At 62.0% G+C, this 15,552-nt stretch carries 15 protein-coding genes; 12 read left to right on the top strand and 3 right to left on the bottom strand.

The features are described from left to right. The first annotated feature begins 7 nt into the window (after positions 1-7). Positions 8-466, top strand: a complete 459-nt coding sequence (locus tag ACIPL0_RS28260) for a thermonuclease family protein (protein WP_400731700.1) — start codon at positions 8-10, stop codon at positions 464-466. 203 nt (positions 467-669) lie between these two features. Here the strand turns inward: ACIPL0_RS28260 and ACIPL0_RS28265 are convergent, their stop codons facing one another. Continuing rightward, the gene (locus ACIPL0_RS28265) at positions 670-1,044 is read right to left on the bottom strand and encodes a hypothetical protein (RefSeq protein WP_400731701.1); all 375 of its coding nucleotides are present in this window, start codon (positions 1,042-1,044) and stop codon (positions 670-672) included. After that, complete coding sequence (locus ACIPL0_RS28270) at positions 1,032-1,697, bottom strand: P-loop NTPase (RefSeq protein ID WP_400731703.1); 666 nt, start codon at positions 1,695-1,697, stop codon at positions 1,032-1,034. Before ACIPL0_RS28270 ends, ACIPL0_RS28265 begins: the two co-directional genes overlap by 13 nt. Positions 1,698-1,999: 302 nt before the next feature. Between ACIPL0_RS28270 and ACIPL0_RS28275 the strand changes: the two genes are divergently transcribed. Both ACIPL0_RS28275 and ACIPL0_RS28280 read left to right on the top strand, forming a co-directional pair. Beyond that, on the top strand, positions 2,000-2,404 hold the full coding sequence (locus tag ACIPL0_RS28275; RefSeq protein WP_400731705.1) for a hypothetical protein: 405 nt from the start codon (positions 2,000-2,002) through the stop codon (positions 2,402-2,404). A 12-nt stretch (positions 2,405-2,416) separates the two neighbouring features. After that, positions 2,417-2,641, top strand: a complete 225-nt coding sequence (locus ACIPL0_RS28280; RefSeq protein WP_400731706.1) for a hypothetical protein — start codon at positions 2,417-2,419, stop codon at positions 2,639-2,641. A 44-nt stretch (positions 2,642-2,685) separates the two neighbouring features. Here the strand turns inward: ACIPL0_RS28280 and ACIPL0_RS28285 are convergent, their stop codons facing one another. Continuing rightward, on the bottom strand, positions 2,686-3,054 hold the full coding sequence (locus tag ACIPL0_RS28285; protein WP_400601725.1) for a hypothetical protein: 369 nt from the start codon (positions 3,052-3,054) through the stop codon (positions 2,686-2,688). Positions 3,055-3,183: 129 nt separating this feature from the next. On the opposite strand from ACIPL0_RS28285, the gene ACIPL0_RS28290 reads away from it, so the two are divergent. The 9 genes from ACIPL0_RS28290 (at position 3,184) to ACIPL0_RS28330 (ending at position 15,545) form a co-directional block, all read left to right on the top strand. Next, a complete protein-coding gene (locus ACIPL0_RS28290; protein WP_400731708.1) occupies positions 3,184-5,508 on the top strand; it encodes an LPD1 domain-containing protein in 2,325 nt (774 codons plus the stop codon). Next, positions 5,501-8,596: a hypothetical protein gene (locus ACIPL0_RS28295; RefSeq protein ID WP_400731709.1), complete on the top strand. Its 3,096-nt coding sequence runs from the start codon at positions 5,501-5,503 to the stop codon at positions 8,594-8,596. The genes ACIPL0_RS28290 and ACIPL0_RS28295 overlap by 8 nt, the downstream gene beginning before the upstream one ends. A gap of 114 nt (positions 8,597-8,710) precedes the next feature. Beyond that, positions 8,711-10,396 (top strand): hypothetical protein, encoded by a 1,686-nt coding sequence (locus tag ACIPL0_RS28300; RefSeq protein WP_400731710.1) that lies wholly within the window; start codon positions 8,711-8,713, stop codon positions 10,394-10,396. Positions 10,397-10,405: 9 nt separating this feature from the next. Continuing rightward, on the top strand, positions 10,406-10,993 hold the full coding sequence (locus tag ACIPL0_RS28305; protein WP_400731711.1) for a hypothetical protein: 588 nt from the start codon (positions 10,406-10,408) through the stop codon (positions 10,991-10,993). After that, on the top strand, positions 10,980-11,399 hold the full coding sequence (locus ACIPL0_RS28310) for a hypothetical protein (RefSeq protein WP_400731713.1): 420 nt from the start codon (positions 10,980-10,982) through the stop codon (positions 11,397-11,399). Before ACIPL0_RS28305 ends, ACIPL0_RS28310 begins: the two co-directional genes overlap by 14 nt. A 12-nt stretch (positions 11,400-11,411) precedes the next feature. Beyond that, a complete protein-coding gene (locus ACIPL0_RS28315) occupies positions 11,412-13,058 on the top strand; it encodes a hypothetical protein (RefSeq protein ID WP_400731714.1) in 1,647 nt (548 codons plus the stop codon). A gap of 11 nt (positions 13,059-13,069) precedes the next feature. Next, entirely contained in the window at positions 13,070-13,810 is a 741-nt protein-coding gene (locus tag ACIPL0_RS28320) for a hypothetical protein (RefSeq protein ID WP_400731715.1), read from the top strand. Between the two features lie 3 nt (positions 13,811-13,813). Continuing rightward, entirely contained in the window at positions 13,814-14,989 is a 1,176-nt protein-coding gene (locus ACIPL0_RS28325; protein WP_400601740.1) for a hypothetical protein, read from the top strand. Between the two features lie 85 nt (positions 14,990-15,074). After that, on the top strand, positions 15,075-15,545 hold the full coding sequence (locus ACIPL0_RS28330; protein ID WP_400601742.1) for a hypothetical protein: 471 nt from the start codon (positions 15,075-15,077) through the stop codon (positions 15,543-15,545). Positions 15,546-15,552: the final 7 nt, after the last annotated feature.

A 15,552-nucleotide genomic window follows, 5' to 3' on the forward strand; every position in this document is an offset into this window, starting at 1 on the left:
GGTAGTCGTGAAAGCAGCTGCCTTGGGCGTGATGTTGGGCATCGTGGCGCTGCCGCAGTGGGCTTTCGGCGCCTACGGCAGCATGCCACTGCGCCGTGACCAGATCGTCGACGTATACGACGGCGACACAATCACCATCAGCGTGCAGGAGTGGCCGGGCGTGTTCGGCCAGCGCCTGGGCGTGCGGGTCAATGGCATGGATACGCCCGAGCGGCACAGCCACTGCGCCGACCCGGCGGCGAAGGCCAACGAAGAGCGCCAGGCGATGCTGGCGCGCACTGAGCTGCTGTCGCTGCTGGACAGTGGTCAGCCGATCGAGCTGCGCAACTTGGACCGCGACAAGTATTTCCGCCTGCTGGCAGAGGTATGGGTTGGCGACCAGAACGTGGCCGCGGTGCTGATCGGCGAGGGGCTGGCGGTGCCGTACCACGGTGAGAAGAAAGTCGGGTGGTGTTTACCTGGCTGACAGACAGAAGCCCGCCGCGTGCGGGCTTTTTTACGCCCGGACTACTGCACTTGCGCATTCTGCGTAACGTGCGCAGCCTGTTGAAGGTGTTGAAGGTGTTGAAGGTGTTGAAGGTGTTGAAGGTGTTGAAGGTGTTGAAGGTGTTGAAGGTGTGTACATTGCGCATTTTACTTACGTTGCGCAACGTACACACTGTGTAGACGTTATTCGTCGTGCGTATCTTGTGTATCCGCTTCGGCGCCGGTGACGCTGCGTAGAAGCTCTATTGCCTCATTTCGTGGCATCGCCATGAGCGCCTGAATGCCTGCGCGAACAACGTCACTACGGGTGGCTTTGAAGCTGCGCGGCCAGAGCGAAACCTTATCGATTTGCTTGTCGATCTTGTCATCTAGCGAGAAGTTTACCCGCTTGGACTTCGCCGCCACCTTGGCCTTTTTCTTCTGCGCAGGGGCTGGTGCTGGCTCAGCTGGTTTAGGTGCGCTCAGTGGAGCTGCACGGATAAACTCCTCTGCAGCTTCATCCGTAAGTCGTGAACGCGCCTCGGCACCGCTTCGGTCTAACCCTTTCAGGCCCGCCATTTGTAACCTCCCCATAATTCGTTTGCGATACTTAGGATTTCTTCGATTGCCTTCGGATCTTGATCGCTCTCAAGAACGCTAGAGCCGTTTTCGTCGGCGTCGTCGTAGATGTTTCGGGCCATAGTTACGGCGTCCAGGGTCTGGAGGCCGAACGTCCGGCAGGCTTCTTTGGCATCCAGAATGCGCACAACCTGGCTTGGAAGCGACGGGCACTGAGTGATCAGCGCGCGAACTTGCAGCTTAGGATTGACGGCGGTGGCCAGCTTCACCAGATCTTCGACAGTTGGCAGTGTCTTCAGGTCGCGGCGTTTAGGACGAAACGGCGCGATCATGAGGTCAGCTACGGTCATCGCCGATCGCAGAGCTTCGGAGTCAGCACCGCCGGTGTCGACGATCAAATGACCATAGCGCTTTGACTGTTCAATAAGCCACTCGCGGATGTTTCCGTGGGCCTTCAGGCGCGGAATGATGCCTGCCGGGTTGGTGTCTTTCAGGTTCGCTTCGCGCTCTGCCGCCCATTCGTAGCTGGTGCCCTGCGGGTCTGCGTCCACCAAGGCGATGTCGCCGCCCTCACGTTTAATGAAGACCGACAGGTTCTGCGCTACGCAGCTTTTTCCTGCCCCGCCCTTCTCGCCTGCTACAAGAATAATCATCGGTAACCCCTACGTTAGCCAAAGTAAGTATTTTCAGTATGCACCACACCGTCAGTAGTGTGTGCTCTATCAGTACGGCCAGTAGGTTGCGCATTTTGCTCGCCATACTGGCCGTGCGTAAGGTAAGCAAAGTGTTCGCATTGCGCAAGGTAAACACTATGCGCAAGGTAGAGAAAGTGCATAAGTGATATACGTTGCGCAAAGTGCGTAACGTAAGTAAATTTATAATCATATCCGCACTGCGACTGGGCTGGCGGGGAATTCAGCTGCAGCAATGCCGCGAAAATTAAGGAAGGTGAATCGTGGATCTATTTGAGGAAGACAAGCGCCTATTTCTCGCGCCTGTGCGTGCATTCGACAAGTCGCTGATGGGCGCATTTACAGAGGGTGCCTGCACCTGTATCCGCTGCCGTGATGGGGCGGGCGCTCAAGTCGGTTACAAGCATCTGCACACCTTCGATATCGCCGGTGGAGTGTTCCGTCGGCGCTTTGCGGGCTCCACGCAATCCGACATCCGGGGCGCTCTGTCCAAGGCCTGGGAGGCGTATTACAAAACGGCGCTGCCGGTGGCCGGTGAGGCTGATCTGAGCGCCATCACGGCCATGACCCAAGGGGAAGCATCCCGTCGCGTCGGGACACTGCTGTATGCGTCTGGCGTGATCGCTGACGTGGAAGGCAAGCCGCACTTTGCGCCGATGATTGCCTGACTGGGGGTGGCCATGTGGGGTCGTATCGTGGCGTGGTTAGCTGTCACTGCGGGGGTTGTGACTCTGGTCTGGCAGGTCGTGGTGGTGGGTTACCACTTCGACGGCGCGCCGCTGCCGGTCAGGATCACCATTCTGGTGTTCGTGGGGCTGTTTCTGTTGTTCGTGCTGGTGTTTATCTGGGAAGGCATCAAGCGCTTCGCGGGGAAGGTGGGGCAATGGCTGCGCCGCCACCGGTGATTCAGGAGTCAGCCACAAAAAAGGGCGCCGATGGCGCCCTTTTTTCATGCTGATTTTTTCTGCCTCAGCTGCTCGACGACGCGCTCTACGGTCATGGCCAGCAGGCCTTCGCGCAAGACGGCGCGGTTGATCGTGGCGGCCATGTTCTCAGAGCCCCAACGGTCATGGATGGTGTATTCATCGATCCCGGCGACCGGGTAGATGTAGTGGTTGAGGATGATCGGCGCCACGCGGGTCTCCACGCTGGACAAGGCCAGGCCGTACTGTTTCTTGAACGACTGCATCACCAGCGTGATTTCGTCGAAGCGAGCATCGCCAGCCAATTCCTTGAGGATCGGGTACACCACATCGCCGAGATAATTGCGATCCCACTGGGTCAGGTAATCCACCAAAATCTCTTCAAGTATCCGCATGGGAGTACTCCTCACTGTCACATGGGGGTGATCGTAGCACGACGCCGACAGATATGAGCAAAGCGCCGCTCAGTGGCCTTTTGCTGGCGCCCGAAAATACCGTCCTGAAATTGATCAGGCCGCACCTCTATGCAGATCCCACCTATCGAGAAAGCGCGACTGAGTGCGCGCTTGCTGTCCCTGCGGGCGCAGCTGAGTGGCGGGGCACTGTCCCCGCTCGACAAGGCCCGCGTCAGCGCCGAAGCCTTGAACATTCGCAAGCAACTGGGCGCCCCGGCGCTACCCGTCCCGCAGATGGACGCCGAAGCAGCAGCTGAAAACGCCGCTGACGACGGTTTAAGCGACGATCCCAACAGCGACAACTATCGGTACGCCGATGTCGGCTACATCCCTGGAAGCCGCAAAGAGGAAGCCGCAGGGGCTATCCGCAAGGCGCGGTCGGAAGGGCGTATGTTGCGCGGCTCCGATATCGACTTTGCCGCGATCGAGCAGAACCCCCGCGAGGCGCGGGCGCTGGTGGTCAAATCCAACCTGTTCGGCGTGGTGGATTGGGCCGAATTGCGCGAGAGCGGCACCGACCCGGCAGCGGCGTACCTGATGGACCGCGTTTACAGCTCGCTGGACAAGGAACCGAGCGAGGACAGTCCGCAGGCCCGACGTGCATACGTGCAGGGCATCGAAACGCTGCGTACGCGCCTTGAGCGTTGTCAGACGCCCAAGGAGGTGGTCGCCACCCTGGACGAGATCCGTGACGAGGTGATGGGCTCCCAGCTCGACGCCGACGAAACGGCGCGCTATGTGGCGCTGCAGGATCAGGTCAAGAACCTGGGCGCGCAGATTGCCGCGCTGGAGACCGCCCAGCTCAACGCGCAGAACGCCATGTATGCGGCGTCCGGGGCGCATTCCAAGGCAAAGCGTGACTTCGACAACCGTCTGGCCCGTGGCTGGAAGGTCGAGCCCCAGCACGAACAGGCCGTGCAGGACGCTGCTGCCGCCGATCGCGCCGCCGCGCAGGCCTGGCGCGACATGCTCGACCAAAACAAGCCGTTGCTGTCCGGCCTGCGGGACACCCGCCAGGCGGTGTATCAGGAGCGCGGCGAGATACTCGGTGCCGCCAAGGCGCGCAATCTGGCGCTGCCGATCAACCGCGCGTGGACGTCCCTGGGCGACCGGTTCGTCAAATCGCTGATGTTCCGCAGCCGGATGGGCTCTGAATCGTTCGCCAAGCACGTTTCCAACGCGCTTTCCGGCGAGCCGAAGGAATGGGAGTGGGCCGACAAGAAAAGCGGCGCAGTGATCCAAGGCGCGCCGAAAACGCCGACCAAGAAGCGCCAGACCTTCGCCCTGAAGGTGGTCGACAAGTTCGACCGCAAGGGTGGGCGCCCGATCACTGTCAATTCCACCCGCGACCTGCAGCAGCTGTGCGGCCTGCGCGCGGTGCAGTCCGGCAACTGGGTACTGGACGATAAGGACAGCTCCAAGTGGCACGTCGAGCAGTCGGCGGGCGCCATGATGGATATGGCCGACGTGGTGGGCCTGCCTGAGAGCGTGCTGGGCTTTGGCGGGCGCCTGGGGTTGGCGTTCGGCGCCCGTGGCAAGGGCGGCAAGGGTGCCGCAGCGGCGCACTACGAGCCGGTACGCCGGGCGATCAACATCACCAAGATGAACGGCGGCGGCAGCATTGGCCACGAGAACTGGCACGCCCTGGACAACATCTTGCCCGGCCTGCTGCGCGGTGAAGCGGGCAGCGCGACCGAATACGGCTCGCATGATCCCGAGCTGGTGCCCGAAGGCCCCGTGCGTGACGCCTTCGCCGGTCTCAAGCGCGCCTTGAGCGACGGCGATACCCGCCTGCCGGAAACCATCAAGTTCAGCCCAAACACGCTGGCAAACGCCCGCCTGAACCTCGACAACCCCACCAACGACATCGCCCGGCGCATCAAGGCCGCCGGTAACGCACAGGCCGCCGTACTGGTGGTGGACGCCTACTTTGGCGGCATGCCCGGCGACCGGGCGAAGAAGATGAAAAAGACCTGGCGCACCTTCGCCGCCGCGTACTTCTCGCCAGCCGACAGCACCGAAGTGGAACTGAACACTGGCAGGGGCGTTTCCCGCTACATGGCCGAGGCCAAGCAGCTGGACGGTAGCAAGGGCGGCGAATACTGGTCATCGGCCACCGAAATGGCCGCCCGCGCGTTCCAGTCCTATCTGGAAGACAAGCTGGCCGCCATGGGCCGCCAGAACGATTACCTCAGCTGCCTGGCTGACAACCGCCACCACTACTTCCCCGACCTTGGCCAGCCGTTCAAGCCGTACCCGGAAGGGGAGGAGCGCGACCGTATCAACGCCGCCTTTGACGCCCTGTTCAAGACGCTGCGCGACGACAAGACCTTTGAAAAAGCGCTGGCCAACACCGCGCTGCTGGATTCGATTTTTGGGGTAAACCATGACTGACCTGAACCAACACGGCGTGCTGTCGCCTGTCGATCGCATGAACCTGGGCAAGGAGCTGTTGCGGATCGATGAGCAGCTGGCCGACACCACGCTTACCCCGTTCGACCGTGAGCGCATCGTCGCCCGGAAACGCACGGTTCGTGCCCTGCTGGGGGAGGTGCAGGAAGCCGCTTTGGATGAAGGGCAGGCGGCCTTTGAAAAGGCGCGGGCCTACTACCAGAGCGTGCTCAAGGATCAGGTGATTCAGTCGGTGGTTGGCCCTGTGCTGATCAACGGCGTGGGCTGGCGCAAGGCCAAGATGGGCATGAAAGGCGACATCCTGAAGGCGCGACTGATCGAGCACATTCGGGAGATTCTGGAGACCGGTACCGCTGGCCAGCGGCAAGAACCCTACAAGACGCGCAACGACAACTTTTCCGGGTTCTACTTCATTCAGAAGCAGGTGCAGATTGACGATCTGCTGGTGACGGCTGGGGTTACGGTCGCCGAGGACTCGAAAGGCAACCTGTTCTACAACGTGTCGCACTCGGAGCGCGATAGCTGGCGGGCAAAAGAAAACGGCGCCTCAGAGGTTGCGCGGGTAGGGCCGCGCGAGTCTGATAACGCCGTTCACAACGGAATGCTTGACGACGCGCAACAAGTGCCCGACTCAAACGCCGTTGGATCAACTGTAGCAGACGACGACATCAATATCACCATCCTGGCGGTGGTATCCGTCGATTCTGCAGCACCGGCGCCGAAATCGACCGGCAACGCCATGGCCACCGGCTTTCTGCCGCAGAAAAACGGCGGCCTGCTGGTGACCGGCGACCCGCTGGCGCTGGCGGCCTACGTGAAGGCCTACATGGATCTGGTCAAGTTCACCGCGGCGCCGACCGGCCTGCTGTTCTCCAAGAGCCAGGAACGTAACGGCAGGATGCTGCCGGTCGAGCAAAGCGCGTTGCCGTCGGGCGCGGTGCTGTACACCTACGCCGAGCCGCAGGGCGGCGTGTCCGTGGCTTTCGACGGCAAGATTTCCGGCATCGCGCGCAACCTGGCCAACCTCAAGAGCCTGATGGCGCAGGAGTGGGGCGCCGAGAAGTACCGCACCGTGTTCGGCGAGGACGCAGCGCCGGAAGACGTCCAGGCGCACGAGCAAGAGCAGCAGGCCATCGCCCAGCGCCAGCAGGCCGCGATCGACGAAGCGGCGCAGGCGACCAAGGACCAGCACCTGGCCGACGAACAGGCCCGCGCCAAGGCGCAGGCCGATGCGGAAGAGACCGCGCGGATCGTGGCGCAGCAGCAAGCCGAATCGCAGGCCGAGTTTGAACGCACGATCGGCGCCGGTCAGTCCGATAACCCAATCTATCAGGCATATCTGGACACCCTGGAAGAGCTGCCGACGACTGCCAGCAATTCAGGGTTTCTGGGGTGGGCTGGTATCCGTGCCGGGGAGTGGGAGCGCCTTGGCAAGGGGTCAATCTCGGCAAACAAGGCCGAATACACCGCGTGGGTGCGTCAATGGGCCGATGAGCACCTGTCCGAGCGTGTGAAGCGCCAGCAGGCCGGGGCTGATCAGCCGGTGGTTTCGGAACCGCCGCAAATCATTGAGTACAAGACCAAGCGGGACAAGATCCTGCGCGGGATCATCCGCACGGACTTGACCAAGGAAGAAGCCCAAGCCATCGACCCGTACACCTGGCGCATGAACGGCGGCTATTTCATCCGGGAGAAACACCTGGGCGTTGATACGTCGCACATTCAGGCCGCACCGGCGCCGGTGGTGCTGTCGGCTGAACAGCAGGCCGAGAAGCAAGAGCGCGACACTCGTGAGGCCTTGCAGCGCCAGCAGCAGGCCGTGGCCAATCAGGTGGCAAAGCTACGTGAGGTAGGCGCCAAGGCCGTCGAGAACGGCACCGCGACCATGAACGCCGATCGTAAGACCAACACTGCACGTACGGCGGGCATGGCCGCCAGCGCTTACGCGCGCGGCGCCAATGAAGAGTTTGAGGGCAAGACCCTGGACAACATCGCCGACGCCATTGAGGTCGGCGCCGGGGGCGCACTGGCCAGTCTGACCAGCCGTGCGCAACTGCAGGAGCTGAAGAAAGCGCTCGACATCGCTATCCATGAATCCGACAAGGGTCTGAGTTATCAGGAGCGGCAGAGCAAGGTAGGGCGGCTGGCAACGGTGGAGGATCTACAGCACGTCCGTATGCCTCTGCCGCTGGTATGGGCGAGCCAATACCGTGACGCCGGGCGAGCGATCGCCCAGAAGGCTCCCACGGGCAACTCCCGCCTGATTGCTGCCTTGACCAAGATGGGGCAGCGTGCCGAACGCTGGCGCCTGACCGACGAGGGCGACATCGCCATCACTCGCAAGGCCTCTCAAGTGCTTCAGACCATCAAGGGCGGGCGCTACATGATGGATGCCATGGAGGTGATCAACCGATTCGACCGCCTGAAGCGGATGGGCATCACCAACGACGCGCAGTTGCAGGACGCTTGCCGGGCGTTGCTGCCTTTGATGGGCGAGAAGAAACAAGAGAGCGCTGTGGCCAAGGCTGAGCGGGCAGTGATGGGGCAAAATGTGGGCGTCGACTTCTTCCCGACCCCTGCCCACGTTGCGCAGCGCATGGCCAATCTGGCGCGCATCACCAAGGGGATGCGGGTACTGGAGCCAAGCGCCGGTAACGGCAACCTGGCTGACGCGGCTGCCGCTGCCGGTGGCGTGGTCGACGTGATTGAAATCAGTCACCAGCTGCGCGACATCCTGACCGCCAAGGGTTACACCGTCGTAGCCGAAGACTTCAACGACTTCAAGCCGGATGAGCCGTACCCCGCCATCCTGATGAACCCGCCGTTCTCCAAGCGCCGGGACGCCGATCACATCATGCGCGCCTACGGCATGTTGGCCAGCGGCGGCACGCTGGTGGCGATCGCGGGGGAGGGCGTGTTTGTTGGGCCTGACAACAAAGCCCAAGAATTCCGCGACTGGCTGGACGCGCACAAGGCCTACGTCGAAAAGCTGGACGGCGGTACCTTCAACGACAACGCGCTGCTGGCGCAAACCTGTGCAAATGCCCGCCTGATTGTGCTGCACAAGTAACCCGGCGGCGACGTGAAAACCATGCAAACCCCCACCCGGTGGGGGTTTTTTCCGACCTCAAAATTCTTGCTGTAACGGATCGGGCGCAGCCCAAAACAGCAATGAGGTAGGAACATGTCGCAAAAACACGTTTACGCGCCCGACACCACCCTGGCGGCGGATGAGGTGAAGGTCGGCGAGCTGCTGAAGCTCAGCCGTGGCACCGGCACCATGCTCGACAGCGCAGCGCCATCTTCGGTCAGCGCCATCGGCGAAGCCCTGAAGAACCAAGACGACCTGCTGCCAGAGCGCATGAAAGCGCTGATGGAAATGGTCGATGAAAAAGACCGCCCAGGCATCGTGGGCTCGATGCTGGACGGTATCGCGCGCTTCCAGCACGAGCACGGTTTCGTGCCGTCGGCGGACATGATCGATTCGGCGGTCTCCCAAGGTCTGGTTGTCGCTGACGGTAAGGCTTCGATCGGTCTGGGCGGCTTGACCCTGGACAGCGTTTCCAACTCGCTGCAATCGTCCCCGCTGTCGCACCAACCAAACCGCATCGCAGTGGCCATCATCGGCAGTCTGGCCGAAGCGATGGCATTCGGCGCGTACCTGCCTGCCGACCTCAACTCGAACGAATCGAAGCTGGCCATCATCAACAACGTCGCGGGTACCACCTTCGGCGCGTACAAGGATGGCGACATCCTCAACGGTGTGAACGGTGGCCAGAACTACATCAACGCCGAGCGCACTGTGGTCGCGCAACTGAGCGGTGATCGCACTACTGCTACCTTCGCCTTCAAGGCTGATCAGGCTGGCGCCGGTGCTGCAGTTCCAGTGTTGCCGTCCCGTACTGCCGTCAAGATCGCTGGTTTCAAGGTCGCTGGCGAGATCAACCCGAACGATTCTGCTGCTGTTCGCCAGATCGCCGGTCAGGTCGACATCAGCGGCTCGAAATACGCCATTTCGGGTTCGGTCGACTTTGCTGCCGGTACCGGCAACCTGTCGTTCAACCCGGCACTGCCTGCTGACACCGTGGTCAAGGTCAATGGCTTCATCGACTACGAAAAACAGCCGCTGCTGACGCCTGCGATCAAGACCACCGCGCAAAGCTTCAGCGTGTTCTGCCATGAATGGCGTGTACTGATGCAGGTCACTCCGGGTGCGCGTAGCCAGGGCCAGAGCGAACTGGGTGCCGACTTCCTGACCGTGGCGGTGAACGCCGCGCGTGCGCAGCTGGCGATGGAGCGCTACTACGACGCGCTGTCGAAGATCCGCGACGTTGCCGAAAACACTCAGCGCGAGTTCGACTACGACGTCTCCAACCAGTTGCTGCAAAAATCCCGTGCGCAGCGCTGGCGCGACTTCGCCGCGTTCATGGGTGAGGTTGACCAGGACGTGGCCAACAAGACCATGGAGTTCGGCCTGTCGATCCTGTTCGTGGGCGCCAAGGGTGCAGCCAACTTCCGCACCATGGGCGCGGATGACTTCACCCCGTCCGGTGTGTCGGCACGTCCAGGCATCTACCGCGTAGGCCGCTACAAGAACCAGTACGACGTCTACTACACCCCGCGTTACGTCAACGAAACCGCCACCGACCTGGAAATGCTGGCGATTGGTCGTGCGGCGCAGGTGGCGCGTAACCCGATCGTGCTGTCGGACGCCCTGCCGCCAACCATGATTCCGCTGGGCATCTTCAGTGACCTGAAGTCCGGTGCAGCGCTGTATGGCCGTAACGTGACCGAGGTCAACCCGCACACCCTGTCGGCACTGGGCTGTGCGCTGATCAAGGTCAAGAACGTCGACACGCTGGCGGTCTAAGGGGGCGATATGGCACGGGCAAGCAAACCCGCCAGCGATGCGGACAAGGCTACCAAGCCTGTCACTCGCAAGGCTGCTGCAAAACCCGCCATTGCCGTCGACCAACAGGAAGCGGGCGCGAAAGCGCCCGTTTCTCTGTCCGGCGATCAGGCAAACGGCGCAACTCAATCCGACCAACCAGCGCCAGCCGTCGAGCTGGTGCGCCAGGTGCCGCCCGGCGGCTTTTTCTCGCCGATGGGGCGTTTCCCGGAGGACTGGAAACTGGCGTCGACCCTGCCGCATGAGCGGGTGCAGGAGAGCGCGGAAACCGCGCAAACCCCCGCCCAAGAGCCCGTCGCAGCGACCGTAAAGTCACCTGCGTGGGGACTGCCGGACATCGCGGAATTTCCCGCCGAGCTGACGCTGGTGAACAACACCAGACACTTGCTTGTGGTGCGTCCGTTGAACGTTCGACTGATGCGCAACGGCGGTAGTCAGCAGGTGGTGATTCCGACAGCCCGGCATTACGCCGCGATTCAGCACGACTTTTCGGCGCGCGCGGTGCGTGAGCAATGGGATTCAGACACGGGGCTACAGGTGAAACATGGCGAAGATTGAAATTAATCAGGAGGCGGGTCACGACCCGCGCGAGAAGGTCGAGGCCTTCGTTAAGGGGCGTAGCTACCCGTTCACGGCAACGCTGACGCACAAGAACATCAAGCCGCTGGTGGTGCCTTCGACAGGCGTCAGCGACGTGATCAAGCCGGGCGAGCCGATCACGTTCAAGGTCAAGAACTTTGAACAGCTGTGGGTGGTGGTCACCGACTGCGCAACCCTGGCCCAGCGCTTCAAGCGCCCCGAAAAAGACTTTGCGGTGCTGGAAGCGGAAGGCGTGGCTGAAGTCGTCGCCGAGCCTGCAGCCGAAGCGGCGTCTGCCGATGCCGAAACCCCTGCCGAAACCACCGTAGAGGCTGTGAGCCAGCCCAAAGGCGGCAGGGGCAGCAAAACCGCTACCGGCGAATAAGGAGCCGCACGCATGACTGTTCAATTTTCGCGAACCATCGGCAAGCGTTCCGGCGTACAGCTGGGCTTGGTCATGGACAAGTCCGAGATCGGCTCTGTCGCCTCGGACTACAACGCTGGTTTCATCGGTCGATTCACCCGTGGGCGCACCGACAAGGTGTTTGCGGTCACGCGCGAGAAGATCGAACGCCAGCTGGGCGCTGGCGTCAGCCTCAACATCACCGCATTGGCCGAAGCGCAGGTGCAGGCGTACGAGGCCCTGCGCTACGGTACTCAGCAGGTGATCACGTCGCGCCTGATTTCCAGCAGCGCGGTCAACAAGCTGCTGGTCGCCACCGCGTCCGTACCGGCGCAGGGTGGCGGTGCGGCTCCTGACGTCTGGACTACCGGTCTGGAAAGCGCCGGGCTGCCGGATGGTGCGCTGATCGCATTCAAGCACCTGGATTGCTACAACGATGGTCTGGTCTGCCAGATCAACGCGCTGGAAACGGAAGACGACCAGGGCGTGGCAGCGCCGTCGAAAGTCATCACCGTGCAATTCGCTGACCCGGTGGACGGCAAGGTCATCATCGGCCCGTTTACCGGCTCGCTTGACCCGGCGGCGAAGGACGAATTCGGTAACAGCTATTTCATCACCGACGTGATCGAAAAGGGCACCGACTCGCTGCAGGTGATCGAGGTCAAGGACAGCGCCACCGTGCCGGTGAACTGCCCGTTCTACGGTACCGCGAACAACAAGGCGAAGTTCAGCACCGCAACGCTGATCTACTTCACCGAAGGCGCGACCGTGTACACCTCGGCGGAAATGGCGGCGGCGGTCGATCGCCTGCGCCGTTCGCGCCCGAACTTCACCTACCTGTGCGCCGGTGGTTCGGAAAACCTGACGCTGCTGTCGATGCTGGGTGCGCTGGGTACCGAGATCAACAAGCAATTCCCGTTCGACGTGCCGGGCCGACTGACCCCGGAAGCCGCTGTGGCGTTCATTCAGTCGATCGGCTCCGACATCAAAACCATGTACGGGCAGGCCTTCTGGGCGCCGCTCAAGCGTGACAACCCGATGGCGGGCGGCAAGGCGTATTTCGGTACGTCCGGCCAGCAGATTGGCCTGCGCTGCGCGCGTAACGCACAGGTCAACTCCAAAGGCATCGCGCCGCGCAACCGCGCGATCGCGGGCAGCGACTTCGGTCTGGCCGGTACCAACATCACGCAGATGTATGACGTGAGTGACGACGATCTGGAGCTGCTGGCGGCCAACCAGATCAACCCGTGCATCTTCAAGGACTACCCGAGCGGCGCGAAATACGCCTGGGTCGACTCCCTGACCGGTGCGCAGACCACGGGCGCTTCCAAGCTGATCGCCGTTGCCGAAATGTCCAGCTTCCTTGACGACATGGTGGCGGCCTATGGGCAGGAAACGCTGCAGAAGCCGATGGCGACATCGATCAAGGATATGTCGCGCTTCCTGGGCACGCTGCTGCCTGCGATCGAGTCGGCGGGCTGGCTCAATCCGACCGCCGAACTTGACGGCGCCGCGTGGCAATACGAAGTCAAGCGCAACGAAGCCGCGCCGTATGACGAATACGACGCCATGTACCCGGTCTGCTTCGACGGTACGGCCCGTGTAGCCCGCTTGCAACAATCCATCGTCCGCCAGAGCTAAGGAGAACGGGCATGAACAACTTGAACTTGATGAGTGACATTCTGCAAAAAGGTGTCGCCCTGCAGGCCGCAATCAAGAAGGCCAACGGTGGCGAACAGCCGCAGACGCCGGACCCGAAGGACACACTGCTGGACGCGGCCAATAAGGGCGGCGGTGGCGACGACGTGCCGGATGTCGTGTACACCGACAACATGCGCCTGGACGCGACCCAAGTGGTGCGCGAGTGGGCGGAAACCGACGACCTCGGCGAAGGCGAGGGCTACGGCGACCGTCTGCTGGCGCTGATCGTAGGCACCGCGGCTGACAGCGACACTGACCTGACCGAAGACGAAGTGGACTACGCGGGCATGGTTGCCGAGCTGGTGGGCGACTACCTGGAAGACAAGGGCATTTCCGCTGACGATATCGACACCCTGATTTCCAGCGGTGACTTCGATAACGACGTGGGCGAGCGCGTGCATGAAGCGCTGCTGGACAAGATGCCCCAGGGTGAAGACGCCATGACCGACGATGCCGGTCGTTTCGTGGATGGCGACGACGATGACGACAAGATGCTGGACGCGACCTATCGCAAGGTCATTGCCGTGCGCGGTGGCCGCAAGGTCAAGCTGAAAAAGCGCATCGCCGGTACCGTGCGCCTGACCGCCGCCCAGAAGTCTGCCGTCCGCAAGATGCAGCGCAAGGCCTTCAGCGGCAGCGCGAAGATCAAGCGTGCGAAGTCGATGCGCCTGCGCAAGAAAATGGGCCTGTAAGCCATGGTGGACTTCAGCTTTGACAAGGCCGGGGAGCTGGTTTCCGGCTCCCTCAAGGGGGTGACCGGCACCCTGGCCGGTAGCACGTCGAACAAGCTGCTGGGGTCCGCCGCGAACGCTGCCGGTCGTGTCGGGGGCAACCTGATCACCGGCGTGGCCAGCCAGGCGGAAAACAGCCTGGCGGGCTTTGTCGGTGGCAAAGAGAACCTGAAACTGCTGGAGAGTGGCGCCAGCAGCGCCTACGAAACGGTGACCGGCACCGTCTCGGCGCTTTGGAACGGGGAAACCACGTTTTCCGAAGTCGGCGAGAAGGTGTCCGGCGCGGTGTCGAACCTGCTGGACGGCGACACTGTGGCCACCGGCATCGGCAGTACGCTGGATTCGTTCCTGGGTGGCAAGATGTCCAGCAACGATCTGGGCAGCGACTGGGGCAACCTGTCGTCGCTGCTGATGGTGCGGCTGTTCGTGTGCGACTCTAAGGGCGTGGCCGACATCAATGAGTACGAAGGCGTGTACGGACCCATGGAGGAGGGGTCACTTGAGGCGACATTCAACTGGCAAAGCCCCTTTGAAAACATGGGCCCGGAAACCAAGGCGCCCGCGCTCACGGCGATGATTCAAAGTGGCTCACTGGTGCCGGTGCTCAACGCGTTGCAGGCGGTGAACCCGGACCCGAACGGCAAGGTCGGCAACATGCTGGACGCTGGCGCCGACAAGCTTAAAACCGCCGTGCATGAGCTGGAAGGCCGAACCGGCATGACCAAGCTCAATTCGCGCCAGGTGTTCAGCGGCATGCCGCCGGTGCGTTACAACTTCTCCCTGCTGTTCCGCGCCACCACTGACGCGGCATCGCAGGTAGAGGCGCCGCTGCAGCGGCTGATGGAGTGGGTGTTTCCTCAGCAGCTGGCCGAGGAGGGGATTCTGTCGGAAGTGCTGCAAACCACGCACGACGTCGACAGTTTCATCAAGGCGCTATTCCCGTCGATGACGCCCAAGCTGCTTGGGATGACCTATGCCGGGCGTACAGCCTCGCCCATGGTGGTGGAATCGATCAGTTACCCGCTGCACGCGCCGAAGGACTCGCGGGGTAATTTCACCGAGCTGACGGTACAAGTCAGCATGGCCACATTGACCGCGCTGGACCGCCCCGACATCAAGCGATTCTTTGCCCGAGGCTGACCGGTAAAGCATGCAAACCCCGCCCCGGAGCGGGGTTTTTTGTCCCCGATCATTGCCCTGAATACACACACTCAGGGGCGCCCCGATGACGGTCAACAAGCACGCGTTGCTATCCAGCACGTTCTCCAACATTCAAGACCTGGGGCGCAAGGCGTCGACCGCTGACGCGGTGCTGGTCATTCATGGCCACGAAGGCGTCCAGCTGCTGTGTAAGCAGTTTCCCTGGGCGGTGCCGACCGTCAAGGACGCCATGGAAGCCTACGGCCCCAACGGGCAGCTGATGGGCCAGCCGCAGAACACGAAAACCAAGTTTGAAGGTCCGATCGCGTTCTACGAGGTCGTCAAGGGCACCGTGCATGCCGAACTCCTCAAGATGATCGAGGAGGGTGCGGTGTTTGAGGCCACGGCCTACGCAGGCCGCCCGGAAGACTACAGCATGAAGCAGGAGATCAAAGGCGCGTTCGTGGTGATGGACGTCGCCGACCGCGACTGGGAGAACGACACCCCGTTGCTGTACGCGGGCACCCTGCATTTCCACTACTTCGCCAACCAGTAAGGCCAGG

It is taken from the genome of Pseudomonas sp. NPDC090208, from assembly GCF_044746785.1.
In the GTDB taxonomy this organism is placed as follows: domain Bacteria; phylum Pseudomonadota; class Gammaproteobacteria; order Pseudomonadales; family Pseudomonadaceae; genus Aquipseudomonas.

What these genes read in the sequence shown, in the direction of transcription:
- ACIPL0_RS28280 (WP_400731706.1), top strand. Translation starts at nt 2,417, where the DNA reads ATGTGGGGTCGTATCGTGGCGTGGTTAGCTGTCACTGCGGGGGTTGTG.
- ACIPL0_RS28320 (WP_400731715.1), top strand. Translation starts at nt 13,070, where the DNA reads ATGAACAACTTGAACTTGATGAGTGACATTCTGCAAAAAGGTGTCGCC.
- ACIPL0_RS28305 (WP_400731711.1), top strand. Translation starts at nt 10,406, where the DNA reads ATGGCACGGGCAAGCAAACCCGCCAGCGATGCGGACAAGGCTACCAAG.
- ACIPL0_RS28265 (WP_400731701.1), bottom strand. Translation starts at nt 1,044, where the DNA reads ATGGCGGGCCTGAAAGGGTTAGACCGAAGCGGTGCCGAGGCGCGTTCA.
- ACIPL0_RS28315 (WP_400731714.1), top strand. Translation starts at nt 11,412, where the DNA reads ATGACTGTTCAATTTTCGCGAACCATCGGCAAGCGTTCCGGCGTACAG.
- ACIPL0_RS28330 (WP_400601742.1), top strand. Translation starts at nt 15,075, where the DNA reads ATGACGGTCAACAAGCACGCGTTGCTATCCAGCACGTTCTCCAACATT.
- ACIPL0_RS28295 (WP_400731709.1), top strand. Translation starts at nt 5,501, where the DNA reads ATGACTGACCTGAACCAACACGGCGTGCTGTCGCCTGTCGATCGCATG.
- ACIPL0_RS28290 (WP_400731708.1), top strand. Translation starts at nt 3,184, where the DNA reads ATGCAGATCCCACCTATCGAGAAAGCGCGACTGAGTGCGCGCTTGCTG.
- ACIPL0_RS28285 (WP_400601725.1), bottom strand. Translation starts at nt 3,054, where the DNA reads ATGCGGATACTTGAAGAGATTTTGGTGGATTACCTGACCCAGTGGGAT.
- ACIPL0_RS28325 (WP_400601740.1), top strand. Translation starts at nt 13,814, where the DNA reads ATGGTGGACTTCAGCTTTGACAAGGCCGGGGAGCTGGTTTCCGGCTCC.
- ACIPL0_RS28270 (WP_400731703.1), bottom strand. Translation starts at nt 1,697, where the DNA reads ATGATTATTCTTGTAGCAGGCGAGAAGGGCGGGGCAGGAAAAAGCTGC.
- ACIPL0_RS28310 (WP_400731713.1), top strand. Translation starts at nt 10,980, where the DNA reads ATGGCGAAGATTGAAATTAATCAGGAGGCGGGTCACGACCCGCGCGAG.
- ACIPL0_RS28300 (WP_400731710.1), top strand. Translation starts at nt 8,711, where the DNA reads ATGTCGCAAAAACACGTTTACGCGCCCGACACCACCCTGGCGGCGGAT.